The sequence below is a fragment of the Microtetraspora malaysiensis genome (assembly GCF_001528665.1).
Classification (GTDB): Bacteria; Actinomycetota; Actinomycetes; order Streptosporangiales; family Streptosporangiaceae; genus Microtetraspora_A; species Microtetraspora_A malaysiensis.
This window is the reverse complement of sequence record NZ_BBYJ01000009.1, coordinates 241,935-255,805: the sequence shown is the minus strand read 5'-3', so window position 1 is coordinate 255,805 and position 13,871 is coordinate 241,935. Positions and strand designations below refer to the sequence as shown.

Genomic DNA, 13,871 nt, shown 5'->3' with positions numbered 1-13,871 from the left:
CGTGCCCCGGTCACCCGGATCCCCCGGACAGGGGCCGGTCGGCGGGCGTTCCGGGCACCGCCGGGCGCGGCGTCGAGATCGGTGGGAGCCGCACCACCCGCGGGCCTCGCCGCCGAGCGTGGACGAGGGGAACCGGGTGGTGCGCGAAATGTCAGTGCTCTCCCCTATCTTCGCGATCAGCTGACCGAAAGGAGCCGTCGTGTACCGGCAGGGAGACATCCTGATCGTTCCTGTGGCCGAGGAATCCGTGCCCGCGCGGGCCCGGGCGTTGCCGCCGCAGCCGCGTGATTCGCGTGGTCGTCTCGTCCTCGCCCTCGGCGAGGCGACGGGGCACGCCCACGCGATCCCGGGCCCCGGCACCCTGCTGCTCGATCCCAGCCCGCAGAACCCCGGATTTCTGCATCTGCCCTCCGGCGGACGGCTCGTTCACGAGGAACACGACGCGATCTCCCTGCCGAAGGGGTGGTACCAGGTGATCAGGCAGCGGGAGTACGTCCCCGGCGCGTTCCGGGTGGTGGCCGACTGATGACGACCGATCTCAACGTCGATTTCACCGTCGCCTGGCGTGAGGCGGCGCTCGCCACCGGGCCCGCGGACCGTACTGTCGCGGAGGCCGGTGTGCGTCGCGCCTACCGCGATGCCGGGCTGCCCGAGCCGGAGCACGTTCTCTGGTTCGAGTCCCCGGCGGCCGGGGCGGTGGCCGCGGCCGCGCTGTCCGGCGGTCCCAAGACCCGGGCGACCCTGGTCGCCGCCGGTCTGGGCGAGATCGCCGACCGGGTGCTCGCCCGCGTCGGCGCGGCTCCCGCCGGACGCAACGTCCGCGACGCCGTACGCACCGGGCCGTGGGAACGCGCCCGTCGCGCCCTGCACGAGGTGCTCGGGCCGGCGGGCTGGTCGGGCGCGTGGGCGGCGAGCGGCGGCGAGCTGTGGCCGCAGGTGAACCGCCTGGTGGTCGAGATCCGGCAGGCCATCGCCGGAGATCGCGACACGGACGGCAACCCGTTCGCGGAGATCGCGGCGGCCGGGGCACCGGCGGGCGGCGAGACGGCGGCCCGGACCGCCGGGACCGCGACGAGCGGCGGCGAGGCGGCGGCCGGGAGTGAGCCGGCCCGGCTGGACCGCGCCGCGGGCGAACTGCTGCGCGGGGCGACGCTCGACGCCGTCCTCGGCCAGCATGACGCCGCGTGGCTGTGCGCCTTCGCCCCCGACCCGGGCGTGCTCCGCGAGATCCTCTCCGGAGTGGCGGAGACGGAGCGGTCCGCGCTCGGCGGGCTCTACGACGTGGCGCGGTCGGCCGGCTGGTGGTGGCCCTTCGAGCGGGTCGCGCTGCTGTGTGAGCGGCCGCTGGAGCTGCACCTCGACGACCTCGGCCGGCTGCACCGGGCGGAGGGCCCCGCGATGCTCTTCGCGGACGGCTTCGCCCTGAACGCCTGGCACGGGATGCCGGTCCCCGCCGGATTCGGCGCGACGATGGCCGCCCTCGACCCCGCCCGGATCCGCGCCGAGAACAACGCCGAGCTGCGCCGGGTCATGCTGGAACACTACGGCTACGACCGCTATCTCACCGGCTCGGGCGCGTCTCCCGTCCACGCGGACGAGACCGGCGTTCTCTGGCGGATCTCCCTGCCGGGTGACGAGGACGTGACCATGGTCGAGGTCGTCAACTCCACCCCCGAGCCGGACGGCACCCGCCGCACCTACTTCCTGCGCGTGCCCCCGTGGATCGTGCGGGCGCGACAGGGCGTGGCCTGGACGTTCGGCGTCACGGAGGAGGAGTACCGGCCCGAGCGCGAGACCTGATCCCCGCTCCGGCCACGTGTGCGCCTCGCCTCCCGGGGCGCACGCGTCCGCCCTGCCGATCAGGGCAGGGCGGGCCATCCGGCGGGGATCCGTTCGAGGACCCCGTCGGCGAACACGTCGTACAGGCCGAGCGGCTCCAGATGGACGTAACCGATGTGGCAGTCACAGGTGGCGGCGGGACACGCCCGGGGCCGCAGCGCCCGCTCGAACGACCCGTCGTAGAGGTTGCCGATCACCTCGGGGATGAAATGGCAGCGCCGGACCGTGCCGTCCCCGCTCACCGAGACCACGCTCTCCCCGGTACGGCAGGCGAGCCCGGCGCTCGGGTGGGCGAACCTGCTGTATCCGAAGAGCGGGTCGATCGCGGCCCACTGCGCCGCCTCGTCGTCCGTGTAGCGGCGGCCCTCCTCGGCGTTCACCCACAGGTAGGCGCCGGCGGGCAGGTCGGCGCGCAGCCGGCGAGCGGCGTCCAGGTGATCCGGATGGCCGACGATGCCCACGCTGTGCCGTACGCCGAGCCGGGACAGCTCCCGGCACTTGGCGAGGAACCGGTCGTGGGCGACCTGGCTGGGGTGGTAGGTGACCCACAGCGCGAGCCGGGTGAGATCCGCGTCGGCGAGCCAGCCGGTGCGGCAGCTCAGATTGGTCTGCACGGCCACCCTGCGCACGTGCGGAAGGCGGCTCAACTCCACCATGGCCGCCCGGTACCAGGAGCGGGCCAGGGCCTCGCCCCACGGCGTGAAGAGCACCGAGACCGGGTGGTCGCGCCCGGCCACCCAGGCGGTGAAGCGCTCCAGCGCCGCCCGGTCCGCGCGCAGGCGCTCCGGGTCGTCCCTCCGTTTGGCGAAGGGGCAGTACGCGCAGTCGTAGTCACAGCTCGCGAGCGGCCCCCGGTAGAGGATCGACAGATGCCCGTCCCCGGCGTCCCGCCGCCCCCGACCCTCCGCCGGGCGGAGAGGCTCACGGTGGGATTCGCAGCGGGCCGGGGCCGGGGACACGATGGGGAGCGTCCTGTCGTTCATCGCTCCTCGTAGCCGTCCATCAGCGTCCCGACTCGGCGGGAGAACAGCGCCGGGCCGACCGCGTCCGAGTGGGCCAGCCCCTCGGCGGTGAGCCGCACCGCCTGGTCGCCGACCTCCAGCCACCCGCGTCCCGTGAACCGCGACAGTTCGGCGCCGAAGTCCGCCAGCACGTCGGTCCCGAAGCGGTTCTCGTAGTCGGCCCGGGACAGCCCCTCCGTCTGGAGCAGCGACTGGATCAGATGGCGGCGGCGGCGCTCCTCGTCGTCGAGCCGGAAGCCGACGTTCGCCACCGCGAACTCCTCACGCGGCAGGCGGACGTACTCGTCGATGATCGCCCGGACGTGGCGGGCGCCCACCGCGTACTCGTACGAGTAGTGCAGGTCGCGGGTGTAGGAGCGGGCGCCGCAGCCGAGGCCGACCATGCCGTCGGTCTGGCAGCAGTACTCGGTGCCGCCGCCGCGGCCGGGCAGCCGGAACATCCGCATGGAAACCTGCTCGTATCCGGCGGCCAGCAGGTGGTCGCGGCCGACACGGTACAGCTCCAGACGCTGGTCGTCCCAGGCCCGGCCCTGCCTGCCCAGACCGGTCAGCGGCCGGACGTACAGCGGGTAGAGGTACAGCTCCTCCGGCCGCCAGGCGAGGGCGGCGTCGAGGGAGTGCCGCCAGGACGCCGGGGTCTGGCCGTCGATCCCGTAGATCAGGTCGACGTTCAGCGTCTCGAACCCCTGGGCGCGGATCGCGCCGAGCGCCGTCTCGACCTCGGCCCGCCGCTGGGGCCGGACGGCCGAACGGGCCTCGGCGTCGATGAAGCTCTGCACGCCGATCGACACCCGGGTCGTGCCGCGCCCGGCGAGTACGGCCAGCCGGTCGGGGGTCGCGGTCGCGGGCGAGGTCTCCACCGACAGCGGGATCGTCCGCAGATCGACTCCCATGATCTTCTCGGTCAGGTCGAACAGCCGGGTCAGCTCGCCCGCGCTGAGATAGGTCGGCGTGCCGCCGCCGATCGCGGCCGTCACGAACCGGGGCTCCGCACCAAGGGCGTCGCGGACGGCGTCCGCCTGCCGTTCGAGGGCGTCCAGGTAGGCCGTGGTCAGCTCCTCGGGGGCGCCGGTCCGGGTGAACAGGTTGCAGAACCCGCAGCGCATCTCGCAGAAGGGGATGTGCAGGTAGAGGAAGAGCGCGTCGGTGCGCTCCCCCGCCCACACCTCGCGGAGCAGGGGGCGCGGGTCGAGCTCCCGATAGGCCGTCTTGTGCGGGTAGGCGTACACGTATCCCTGGTAGGGCCGGTCGCCGTCCGCGTCGCGGTAGAGGCCGTCGCCGTCGGCCCACATCGCCTCGTGGCGCGCCGGCACATCGTGCACCCGCTCCGGCGGTGCCCCGCCGACACCGATCTCGACGGCGCCGGTCCGCTCCACGTCACTCCCCGCCCGCACGGCCGTGCCCCCTGTGTCGCTCGTGTTCCATGTCCTGCTCAACCGTCCTCACTGCCCCGCGCCCGCCGCCGGCGTCCGGACCTCCGGCCTCGGGGGTGACGTCACGCGCCATCGCCCGGCTCCCGCTCCCCGGCCGGCGTCGCGTGCGGGGCGCGGTCCAGGACGAACTCGGCGTACGGGACCGTCCACACCACCTCGTGACCGATCCGGTGGCCGGTGTGGCCGTCCTCGCCGTACGCCGTTCCGTGGTCGGAGCAGACGATCGCGAGACACGGGCGACGCCGCGTCATCAGCGCGAACAGCCGTCCGATGTGCCGGTCCACGTACTCCAGGGCGGCGGCGTGGCTCTCTCTCGTGTCGCCGTGGTCCCGGGTCGCTCCGGGCAGGTGGAACCAGTTCGGCTGGTGCAGCGCGGACACGTTGAGCAGCAGGAACACCGGCCGCTCGACGTCGCGCAGCGCCCGCTCGGCGCATTCGATCTGCCGCTCCAGGGAGTGTTCGGAGGTCACGCCGAACTCGCGCTCCCAGTGGCTCTCCGCGAACAGGCCGGGAAGGGCCGAGCCGAGCGGCGTCAGCTTGTTGAAGAAGCCCACTCCCCCGACGCAGACCGTGTGGTAACCCGCCGCGGCCAGCCCCGCCGGAAGGTCGGGCGCGTCGAAAACCCAGGTCCCCTGGGCGGTCGTCTCGCTGCCGGGGAAGACGGCGGCGAACAGCCGGGGATGCGGCCCCGGCTCCGCCGGTGTGGGCAGGAACCCGGCGAGCATCGCGGCGTGCGCGGCATAGGTGAAGCTGCCGGGACTGTGGCGCCGCTCCCAGCGCCCTCCGGGCAGCACGCGGGCGAGGGTGGGCAGCCGCCCCTCCTCGGCCAGCTCGGCGGCCACGTCGTAACGCAACGTGTCGAGGGTCACCAGCAGGATGTCGTGGCTGCCCACGACGGCGTTCATGTCACGCATGCCGTCTCCTGTGCGCCGCCGGCCTCGGGACGCCACCCGTCGAGCACGGCCGCGACCTGCGCGGCGTACGTGTCGAGGCCGGCCACCGGGGTCCCGGTGAGGCCGGGCAGGCCGGGCAGCAGATCGCCGAAGGCGTTGACCTCGGCGATCGCCACCGAGCGCAGATCCGCCCCCACCATGACGTCCACGCCGACCGCGAGGCTGCGCGGGAAGCAGGCGGCGGCCCGCGCGCACGCGTCCAGGACGCGCTCCCAGGCCACCGGCCCCAGCCGCGCCCGCACGCCGTCGAGATCGCCCCGGGCGCCGCCCAGGTGGAGGTTCGTCATGGGGCCGCGCCCGAGGCGTACCACCACATGCGTGGGCGTCCCGGCCACGCAGACCACGCGCAGGTCGAACGCCCGTCCGGAGAGCGACGCCTTGGGGAACCAGCGCTCGACGTGCAGCCCCTCGGGAGCCAGCGCGCCGACGATGGTCGCAACGTCGTCCTCGCTCTCGTACGTCCGGACTCGCAGCGAGTTGTGCAGCGCCTGCCCCGGGCCCAGATCCGCCGAGGTCACCGCCTTGACCCGGGCGCCATGAACCTGGAAGGCGATCACGCCGGAGGCCGACGAGCCGTGGGCGGGCTTGACGAACACACGCGTCCAGCGCCGTCGCGCCATCTCCTCCCGCAGCTCGTCGTACGAGGTGACCGGGCCGGCCAGGGCGTCCGGGACCGGGACCTCCGCGGCACGCAGCCGCCGATGGCTCAGCCGCTTGTCGAACATCACCGCGATCTCGCCGGGGTCGCCGAGCAGGCAGGCCGACGGCACCGTCGCGGTCAGGGCCCGCACCCTGGACAGACCGGCGACGAAGGTGCGGTACCACCGGGCGCCGCCGGTGACCCGGCTCGGGTCGCCGGGACCGCGCAGCAGGGCGTCGGTCCGGGCGTCCTCGCCGGGAGAGTCGATCCGGACCAGCGTGCCGGGCGCGAGCGCCTCGAATCCGCGGACACCGAGACCCTGAGCACCGGCTTCAACGGAGGCTTCGCCGACGGCGTGGCCGGGCGCGAGAAGGCCGGCGAGGACGTCGCTCCAGGAGATCACGACCGGCTCGGGCAGGCCGCGGCGCAGCACGGCGTCGCGGAACATCGTCACCCTGCGGTCTCCCGGGGTGCCGACCACGGCGAATCGCACGTCGCCCTGCTCGTCACTCATCCGCGCGGCGCTCCGCGCGCCGGTCGGGCACGCGTCGCACGCTCACTCGCTCACCGCCACGTAGCGCCAGACGCGGCCGTCACCGTCGTCGTCGCCCTGCTCCTGCTCGGAGAGGTCGATCTTGACGCCGGGCAGCGCCTCGTGGATCCGCTTCATCATCCCGCCGCTGAGGAAGTGGTGGTGGAGGTCGAGCCGGCGCAGGTGGGTCAGCGGCTGGCCGGTGAGCAGCGCCTCGGCGCCGGCGTCGGTGAGCACGCCCATGGACAGGCTGAGCGTCTCCAACTGGGCGACGACGGGCGCGGACGCGACCGCCGCCGCAATCTCGTCCTGGATCTCGCTGTCCTGCAGGCCGAGATGGCGCAAGGAGGGCAGCCGGACGCCGGACAGGATGCCCTCCAGGTCACCCATCCTGGCGTCGCCGCCGTAGTTTTCCACGCCGAGCCACAGCTCCAGGCGCTCGAGCGCGGGGAGGTCGCAGCCACCCACGCCGCGGACGACCGCGCCGGGCAGGCCCCCGGTCTCCAGCCGGAGCGACTTCAACGCCTCGTGCCGGATCGGGCGCAGCCCCAGGCCGGTGCCGCCGCGGACGTCCAGCCGTTCAAGCAGCGGGAACGCCTCCAGCAGCGGCGTCACATCGGACTGCTGGATCCATGAGATCTCGCACTCCTCGGACTCCATCGCCCCGACGAACAGCGAGCGCAGCGCGGGGAAGCGGGCGGCGTTGTCGACCAGAAGGCGGATGATCTCCTGCGACGAGTCCTCGTACGCGTCCTCCCAGGCGCCGATCACGACGGCGGTCACCCTGGTCGTGTCCACCCGCTTCATGAACCAGGCGAACACCTCCGCGAAGGTGTGCTCGGCGTCGTACGTGTCCGCCGACAACCACCAGACCACCGAATCGGGAGCCGGCAGCTCGCCGTCCGCATCGTCCAGGTCGACCACCTGGACCGGAAGACCCGCGTAGCCGCCGCGGTAGTCGTGGGCGGCTCGCTGATACTCGTCGTCGACCATGCCGAACTCCTCGCCGGGGGAAAGCTGCGGGCACTGTCCTACCAGAGGCGTCCGACAGTTCCCGCATCGGCGACCTGGACCGCGACCTCGCCGGCCCCCGCGATCACGACGCGCCCGCCCGTTCCGGTCACGCCCGCACGCTCCTGGTCGTGAGTTCCGCGTAGATCTCCTCGAACCGGGCGAGGGACAGCCGGTGGTCGTGGGACGCGGCCAGGGCGAGACCGGCCCGTCCCATGGCGGCGCGGAGCCCCGAGTCGGTGAGGATCGCCGTCAGTTGCCGGGCCATGGCCCGCACGTCGCCCGGCGGGTAGAGGTGGCCGTTGCCGTCCACGAGATGCGGCAGCGCCATCGCGTCCGCGGCGACGACGGGAAGGCCGCTCGCCATCGCCTCCAGGGTGGCGATGCTCTGCAGCTCCGCGATCCCCGGCATGGCGAAGACGTCGGCCGCCGCGTAGGCCAGCGGCAGGTCGGCGTCCGGGACGAACCCGAGGAAGCGCACCCGCTCGCGGGCTCCGATCCGGGACGCGAGCCGCTCCAGCGCGGCCCTGCGCCCGCCGGTCCCGGCCAGCACGACCTGCGCCTCCACGTGGTTCAGCACCTGCGGAAGGGCGAGGATCAGGTCGTCCAGGCGTTTCTCCTCGTCCAGGCGGCCGACGAAGAGGACGGTCGGCAGGTCGGGCAGCCCGAACCGCTCCCGCGCCCGGATCCGGTCCCACGGCCGGGGCCGGAACCGGTCCAGGTCGATGCCGCAGGAGACGGCCTCCACCACGCCGGTGAACCCCTTGGCCGCGAGCAGCTCGGCGGCGATCTTGGTCGGTGTGGTGACATGGTCGGCCCTGGAGAACACCCGGGCGACGTCCCGCCAGGCCATCCGGTCGGCGACGTCCCGCAGCCGGGCGGGAACGCGCGCGAATGGAAAGAGGTTGTCCGGCATGAAGTGGTTGGTCGCGACCACCGGCCGCCCGGCGCGCCGGGCGGCCCCGACGGCGGCCCGCCCCACGACGAAGTGCCCCTGGACGTGCACGACGTCGGGGCGCAACCCCTGGATCAGCCGCGACATCGTACGGCCGAGCCCGGCGGGGACGCCGACCCGCATCGTCGGGTGAACCAGGAGGGGGGCCGACCGCAGCCGGTGGACGGTCACGTCCCCCGCGGTCTCGATGCGCGGCGGCCCCTGCTCGGAGGCGCAGACCACGTGGACGTCGTTGCCCCTCTCGGCCAGCCCGGCCGCGAGCCGGTGGGTGAAGTACGCGGCGCCGTTCACGTCGGGCGGGTAGGTGTCCGTCGCGATCAGCACGCGGCGTCCCATCGGAGCCGGGGACGCCGGGCCGGCGTCCGGCGTGTCCGGCGAGTTCACGGTGGGCATGGCGGTCATGGCGTTCTCCGGCGGGGTGCGGTGGTCAGGTTGCTCCGGCCGCCCGGGCCCATCGGCTGCATCACGGTCAGCGGTCCCCCGGTCGGCGTGACGACGCCCGGCGCGCCGACGGTGGGGCCGGCGCCGGGCCCAGCGCGAGAGACGAGGCGCCCATTGCCGCGAGCGCGATCATGGGCTGCTCCTCTCGCTTGTATGACGACACGGGGACATGGCCGGAAGACCTCGAACGGGCGGCCGGACAGGGAACGCGGGACCAAACCCGAGCGTGGTGCGCACCGCCGGCCCCGATCATCGGGGTCATCCTGAAACGGAGGTGGTTTCGCCGATGGCGGGGCTGACGGCCCGTTCATGCCCGCCCCCTGCCATAGAGGGGGTCTTCGGACGCATGATGGGCGATGTGGAATCCGATCAGATCCGGCTCCGGTCCGCCACCGGGCGGTGGGTCATCCTGGCGACCGTTCTGGGGTCCGGGATGGCGATGCTCGACAGCACGGTGGTCAACGTGGCGCTTCCCGCGATCGGCCGGGACCTCGACGCGGGCATGTCGGGCCTCCAGTGGACGGTGAACGCCTACACGCTCACTCTCGCCGCGCTGATCCTGCTCGGCGGCTCGCTCGGCGACCGGTTCGGCAGGCGCAAGATCTTTCTCATCGGGATCGTCTGGTTCGCGGTGGCCTCGGCCCTCTGCGGCGTCGCCTCCAACGTCCCCGTGCTCGTGATCGCCCGGGCGGCGCAGGGCGTCGGCGGGGCGCTGCTCACCCCCGGCTCGCTGGCGATCATCCAGGCGTGCTTCGCCAGGGACGACCGGCCCCGCGCGATCGGCGCGTGGTCGGGGTTGGGCGGCGTCGCCGCGGCCGTGGGGCCGCTGCTCGGCGGCTGGCTGGTGGAGGCGGTCGGCTGGCACTGGGTCTTCTGGATCAACCTCCCGATCGCGGCCGTCGCCGTGCTGGTGACCCTGCGGCACGTGCCGGAGAGCAGGGACACCCGCTCCTCCGGGCGCTTCGACGTTCTGGGATCGGCGCTCGCGGCGCTGGCCCTCGCAGGCATCACGTACGGCCTGATCGAGCCGGGCGCGGGGAGGGTCGCGCTGGCCGTCGGCGTCGTGCTCGCCGTCTGCTTCGCCGTCCTGGAGGTCCGCCGCTCGCCGCAGGCCCTTGTGCCGGTGCAGATCTTCGCCTCGCGGGTCTTCACCTCGATCAACGTCGTGACGATGATCATGTACGCGGCGATGGGCGTGGTCTTCTTCCTGCTCGTGGTCCAGTTGCAGGTGTCGGCCGGGTTCTCGCCGATCGCCGCGGGGTCGGCGATGCTGCCGGTCACCGTCCTGATGTTGCTGCTTTCGGCCCCCGCGGGCGATCTGGCCAAGCGGATCGGCCCCCGCGCGCCCATGACGGCGGGCATCCTGATGTGCGCCGCGGGGCTGCTGCTGATGAGCCGCATCGGGCCGGGCGCGACGTACCTCGCGGACGTCTTCCCGGCGGCCGTGCTGTACGGCCTGGGCCTGTCGGCGGCGGTCGCACCGCTGACCGCGACGGTGCTGGCGTCGGCGAGGGAGCGGTACGCGGGCCTGGCCAGCGGCATCAACAACGCGGTGGCCCGCACCGGCAGTCTGCTCGCGGTCGCCGCGATCCCGCCGCTGGTCGGCCTGACCGGCAGCGCCTACGACTCGCCGGTGGAGTTCACCTCGGGGTTCCGCGTCGCGATGCTCGTCAGCGCGGCCATGCTGGCCGTCTCGGCTCTGATCGCGTTCGTCACGATCAGGTCGAACGTGCTGGCCGCGGCTCCCGGGCCCGCGGGGCGTACGCACTGCGGCATGGCGGCGCCGCCGCTGGAGGAGCGGGACCAGGAAGCCGGGTGAACGCCGGCGTCCAGCGAGGACACCGTCCCGCGCCTCGACCGCGCCACGCGTCCCTCGGGTGACGCGGCCGCCGGTCAGAGATACGGCCGCAGGAACTCGTTCGCCGCGCCGCAGCCGAGGTAGTTCCGCACAGTGTGGAAGTCGAGCCAGTCGATGTTGCAGCTCACGTCGCGCTCGACGCCGTCGAAGTGATCGCGCAGGCCGGGCGGGATCGCCGCGATGTCGTCCTTGTCGGCAATGTTGATCCAGCGGCCGACGCCCGGCGGCCGGGCTCCCCGCCCCTGGAGCGGCACGGGCAGCAGCCGTTCGAAGACGACGTTCCGCATCGCGAGCGGGCTGCCCAGCGTGACGAGCAGGTCGGCGGACAGGTCGGGGTGGGCCCAGAACGCCTCGTACGCCACCACGCTGCCGAGCGAGTGCGCGACCACGACCTGGGGCTGCCTGCGCCGGATGACGTCGGCGACGGTGTCCCGTGCCTTGACCCTGGGGTCGCCGCCGCCGAGGTAGGCCGCCACCTCCGGGCAGAAGTCCTCGGCGAACCGCACCGCCTGGTCGCCCAGCCTGCCGAGCAGCCATTCGGCGAGCCGGTGGGCGATCCCGGTGAGGGTCTCGCCCGCCTGGCTGCGCACCCGGCCGTCGAGCTGCCCGGCCCAGTCGGAGAACACCAGCTTCGCGTCCGCCGCCATCGTCCTGACCGGGGCCGGCGCCGTCCGGCGCAGGTGGTGCGCGTAGTAGGCGATCTCCGAGAAGTACTCGGCGCCGCCGTACGGGGATCCGCCGGTGATCCCCTTGTCCAGATAGCCGTTCCACTTCAGCCGCATGGTCTCGGCCGCCCGGCCCGGTGACTCCCCGGACTCCTGGTAGTAGTGGTACTTGCCGATGCCGTGGACGCCCACCATCGTCGTCATGCCCGTGCCCCTGTCTCCGCTGCCTCGGCCCCCGCGCGTGCGCGCGTCCGTCTCGCCCGCCCCAGCCATCCCGCACGCGGCCGCGGGCCGGGTCGCCGAGGCGTACCCCGCCTGGTTCACTGGGGATAAATCAGTTGATCCGGCCACGGGCGGGATCGCTACGCTGAACCGCCCCCGAGGCCGACCCGTCACCATCCCGAGGCCGTCCCGTCACCGCACCGGTACGGCGCGGCCCTCACAACCCGAAACACCCGCCCCGGGAACGCCCGGGAGATCCGTGAAAGAGGAGACCATGCCAGGCCCGTTGCACGTCCGCGGTTCGACCGTGATCCCGGAGGCGGAGCTCGGCTGGCGTTTCTCGCGCTCGTCGGGCCCCGGCGGCCAGGGCGTCAACACCACCGACAGCCGGGTCGAGCTGAGCTTCGACGTGGCCGCCACGACCGCGCTCGGCCCCGCGCTGAAGGCCCGGGCGCTCGAACGGCTCGGCGCCCGCCTCCACGACGGAGTGCTCACGGTGACGGCGTCCGAGCACCGCTCGCAGCTCCGCAACCGGGAGGCCGCCGAAACACGGCTGGCGCACCTGATCGCCGAGGCGATCGCCCCGCCGCCCCGGCGGCGCCGTCCGACCAAGCCCTCCCGCGGGTCCGTCGAGCGGCGGCTGACCGCCAAAAAGCACCGTTCCGACCTCAAACGCCTGCGGCGCGGTACCGAGTGAACGCGTAGGCTGAGCGAATGGAACTCCCCCCGAGCGTGCGGGCCGTGCTTCTCGAATCCGACGGTGAGGAGGACCGGCTCATCCTGTTCCGGCGCACCGTGCCCGGCCGCGACCTCTACTGGTCGGTCCCCGGCGGCCACGTCGAGCCGGAGGACGCGACCCTGGAGGACACGCTCAGGCGCGAGATGCTGGAGGAGCTCGGCGCGACCGTCGAGGCGATCACCCCGCTCACCACACTGAGCTGCGTCCAGGAGAACGGCGTCAAGACGCAGCACGTGTACGGCTGCCGCCTCGTCACGATGGACGTGGCGCTGCGCTGCGGGCCCGAGTTCGAGGATCCCGCGCGCGGCCACTACGAGGTCGTACGGCTGCCGCTGCGGCCGGAGGAGATCAGCGCGATCAACCTGATCCCCGAGGAGCTCAGGACCTACCTGGGCGAGTACATCGCCCACCTGCCCCAGCTGATCGGCTGACGGGGTCCTTCGCCGGCCCCGGTTCCAGGTGGACGCGGTTCACGCGGCGGGGACGTCAGACCAGGTCGATCAGGTCGGCGATCGAGGCGGCCACGTGTGACGGGCGGAAGGGGTACCGGTCGATCTGGTCCTTCTGCATGACGCCGGTCAGCACGAGGATCGTGTGCAGGCCGGCCTCCATGCCGCAGACGATGTCGGTGTCCATCCGGTCGCCGATCATGGCGGTGCTCTCACTGTGCGCGTCGATCCGGTTGAGCGCGCTGCGCATCATCATCGGGTTCGGCTTGCCGACGAAGTACGGTTCGACCCCGGTGGCCTTGGTGATCAGGGCGGCCACCGCCCCGCACGCCGGGAGCGACCCCTCGTTCGACGGGCCCACCGGGTCGGGGTTGGTGGCGATGAACCGGGCGCCGTTCTCGATCAGCCGGATCGCCCGCGTTATCGACGTGAAGCTGTAGGTCCTGGTCTCGCCGAGCACGACGTAGTCGGGGTCGAGGTCGGTCAGCACGTATCCCGCCTGGTGCAGCGCGGTGGTCAGCCCGGCCTCCCCGATGACGTACGCGGAGCCTTCGGGGCGCTGGCTCGACAGGAACGCCGCGGTCGCGAGCGCCGATGTCCAGATGGACTCCGGCGGAATGTCCAGGCCCGCGGCGCGCAGCCGTACGGAAAGGTCACGTGGGGTGTAGATGGAGTTGTTGGTGAGAACGAGGAAACGGCGTCCGGTCGCGCGCAGTTTCGCGATGAACTCGTCGGCGCCCGGGACCGGGTGCCCCTCGTGAACCAGCACGCCGTCCATGTCCGACAACCAGCATTCGATCGCTTTACGCTCGCTCATGTCTCCAGGATGTCAGGGAGCGCGGCGAGCCCGCGAGACGCGGAAGGCGCGGAGGGCACGGGGGTGGCCGCGCCAGAGGATCACGATCAGGAAAACCGCAGGCCGTAAGGGTTGCGGACGATTCCCACATCTGGGATAACGTGTGCCATCCCGAAAAACCATTCGAGGAGTGTTCACCCTGGTGCCCGATTCCGCATACCGAGGCGTCGCATCGCCCCGGGCACCGGTCAACCGGCGCATCAGGCCGAATCCCCACGCGTGGCCGGGCCCGAGCCGGCCGACAGAACCAAGGAGT

At 72.9% G+C, this 13,871-nt stretch carries 13 protein-coding genes; 5 read left to right on the top strand and 8 right to left on the bottom strand.

Going from position 1 to position 13,871, the window contains the following annotated elements:
* Positions 1-199 precede the first annotated feature (199 nt).
* Together AWQ71_RS13315 and AWQ71_RS13310 are read left to right on the top strand one after the other, a co-directional pair.
* Positions 200-526, top strand: a complete 327-nt coding sequence (locus AWQ71_RS13315; protein WP_067132196.1) for a DUF8820 family protein — start codon at positions 200-202, stop codon at positions 524-526.
* Positions 526-1,800, top strand: coding sequence for a DUF6745 domain-containing protein (locus tag AWQ71_RS13310; protein ID WP_067132193.1), 1,275 nt, complete (start codon positions 526-528; stop codon positions 1,798-1,800). Before AWQ71_RS13315 ends, AWQ71_RS13310 begins: the two co-directional genes overlap by 1 nt.
* A 59-nt stretch (positions 1,801-1,859) precedes the next feature.
* Here AWQ71_RS13310 and AWQ71_RS13305 read toward each other — a convergent pair whose 3' ends face one another.
* The 6 genes from AWQ71_RS13305 to AWQ71_RS13280 all read right to left on the bottom strand — a co-directional run bounded on the left by AWQ71_RS13305 (position 1,860) and on the right by AWQ71_RS13280 (position 8,787).
* Positions 1,860-2,822, bottom strand: a complete 963-nt coding sequence (locus tag AWQ71_RS13305) for an STM4011 family radical SAM protein (protein WP_169806558.1) — start codon at positions 2,820-2,822, stop codon at positions 1,860-1,862.
* On the bottom strand, positions 2,819-4,153 hold the full coding sequence (locus tag AWQ71_RS13300) for an STM4012 family radical SAM protein (RefSeq protein WP_067132355.1): 1,335 nt from the start codon (positions 4,151-4,153) through the stop codon (positions 2,819-2,821). Before AWQ71_RS13300 ends, AWQ71_RS13305 begins: the two co-directional genes overlap by 4 nt.
* A 203-nt stretch (positions 4,154-4,356) precedes the next feature.
* On the bottom strand, positions 4,357-5,208 hold the full coding sequence (locus tag AWQ71_RS13295; protein WP_067132190.1) for an STM4013/SEN3800 family hydrolase: 852 nt from the start codon (positions 5,206-5,208) through the stop codon (positions 4,357-4,359).
* Complete coding sequence (locus tag AWQ71_RS13290; protein WP_245658255.1) at positions 5,196-6,401, bottom strand: STM4014 family protein; 1,206 nt, start codon at positions 6,399-6,401, stop codon at positions 5,196-5,198. Before AWQ71_RS13290 ends, AWQ71_RS13295 begins: the two co-directional genes overlap by 13 nt.
* 42 nt (positions 6,402-6,443) lie before the next feature.
* Positions 6,444-7,412: an STM4015 family protein gene (locus AWQ71_RS13285; protein ID WP_067132187.1), complete on the bottom strand. Its 969-nt coding sequence runs from the start codon at positions 7,410-7,412 to the stop codon at positions 6,444-6,446.
* A 127-nt stretch (positions 7,413-7,539) separates the two neighbouring features.
* Positions 7,540-8,787: a glycosyltransferase gene (locus AWQ71_RS13280; RefSeq protein ID WP_439650369.1), complete on the bottom strand. Its 1,248-nt coding sequence runs from the start codon at positions 8,785-8,787 to the stop codon at positions 7,540-7,542.
* Between the two features lie 388 nt (positions 8,788-9,175).
* Here AWQ71_RS13280 and AWQ71_RS13275 point away from each other — a divergent pair, with 388 nt between their 5' ends.
* Positions 9,176-10,645, top strand: a complete 1,470-nt coding sequence (locus AWQ71_RS13275; RefSeq protein WP_067132352.1) for an MFS transporter — start codon at positions 9,176-9,178, stop codon at positions 10,643-10,645.
* Positions 10,646-10,719: 74 nt separating this feature from the next.
* On the opposite strand, the gene AWQ71_RS13270 is transcribed toward AWQ71_RS13275, so the two are convergent.
* The gene (locus AWQ71_RS13270) at positions 10,720-11,553 is read right to left on the bottom strand and encodes a hypothetical protein (protein ID WP_067132184.1); all 834 of its coding nucleotides are present in this window, start codon (positions 11,551-11,553) and stop codon (positions 10,720-10,722) included.
* Between the two features lie 292 nt (positions 11,554-11,845).
* Between AWQ71_RS13270 and arfB the strand changes: the two genes are divergently transcribed.
* Both arfB and AWQ71_RS13260 read left to right on the top strand, forming a co-directional pair.
* Entirely contained in the window at positions 11,846-12,268 is a 423-nt protein-coding gene (arfB, locus tag AWQ71_RS13265) for an alternative ribosome rescue aminoacyl-tRNA hydrolase ArfB (RefSeq protein ID WP_067132182.1), read from the top strand.
* A gap of 17 nt (positions 12,269-12,285) precedes the next feature.
* The gene (locus tag AWQ71_RS13260) at positions 12,286-12,741 is read left to right on the top strand and encodes an NUDIX hydrolase (protein ID WP_067132179.1); all 456 of its coding nucleotides are present in this window, start codon (positions 12,286-12,288) and stop codon (positions 12,739-12,741) included.
* Between the two features lie 55 nt (positions 12,742-12,796).
* Here AWQ71_RS13260 and AWQ71_RS13255 read toward each other — a convergent pair whose 3' ends face one another.
* The gene (locus tag AWQ71_RS13255; RefSeq protein WP_067132176.1) at positions 12,797-13,576 is read right to left on the bottom strand and encodes an HAD-IIA family hydrolase; all 780 of its coding nucleotides are present in this window, start codon (positions 13,574-13,576) and stop codon (positions 12,797-12,799) included.
* Positions 13,577-13,871: the final 295 nt, after the last annotated feature.

Excerpts from the sequence above, each read along its gene's own strand:
- AWQ71_RS13310 (WP_067132193.1), top strand. The coding sequence starts at position 526 with ATGACGACCGATCTCAACGTCGATTTCACCGTCGCCTGGCGTGAGGCG.
- AWQ71_RS13305 (WP_169806558.1), bottom strand. The coding sequence starts at position 2,822 with ATGAACGACAGGACGCTCCCCATCGTGTCCCCGGCCCCGGCCCGCTGC.
- AWQ71_RS13300 (WP_067132355.1), bottom strand. The coding sequence starts at position 4,153 with ATGTGGGCCGACGGCGACGGCCTCTACCGCGACGCGGACGGCGACCGG.
- AWQ71_RS13295 (WP_067132190.1), bottom strand. The coding sequence starts at position 5,208 with ATGCGTGACATGAACGCCGTCGTGGGCAGCCACGACATCCTGCTGGTG.
- AWQ71_RS13290 (WP_245658255.1), bottom strand. The coding sequence starts at position 6,401 with ATGAGTGACGAGCAGGGCGACGTGCGATTCGCCGTGGTCGGCACCCCG.
- AWQ71_RS13285 (WP_067132187.1), bottom strand. The coding sequence starts at position 7,412 with ATGGTCGACGACGAGTATCAGCGAGCCGCCCACGACTACCGCGGCGGC.
- AWQ71_RS13280 (WP_439650369.1), bottom strand. The coding sequence starts at position 8,787 with ATGACCGCCATGCCCACCGTGAACTCGCCGGACACGCCGGACGCCGGC.
- AWQ71_RS13275 (WP_067132352.1), top strand. The coding sequence starts at position 9,176 with ATGGGCGATGTGGAATCCGATCAGATCCGGCTCCGGTCCGCCACCGGG.
- AWQ71_RS13270 (WP_067132184.1), bottom strand. The coding sequence starts at position 11,553 with ATGACGACGATGGTGGGCGTCCACGGCATCGGCAAGTACCACTACTAC.
- arfB (WP_067132182.1), top strand. The coding sequence starts at position 11,846 with ATGCCAGGCCCGTTGCACGTCCGCGGTTCGACCGTGATCCCGGAGGCG.
- AWQ71_RS13260 (WP_067132179.1), top strand. The coding sequence starts at position 12,286 with ATGGAACTCCCCCCGAGCGTGCGGGCCGTGCTTCTCGAATCCGACGGT.
- AWQ71_RS13255 (WP_067132176.1), bottom strand. The coding sequence starts at position 13,576 with ATGAGCGAGCGTAAAGCGATCGAATGCTGGTTGTCGGACATGGACGGC.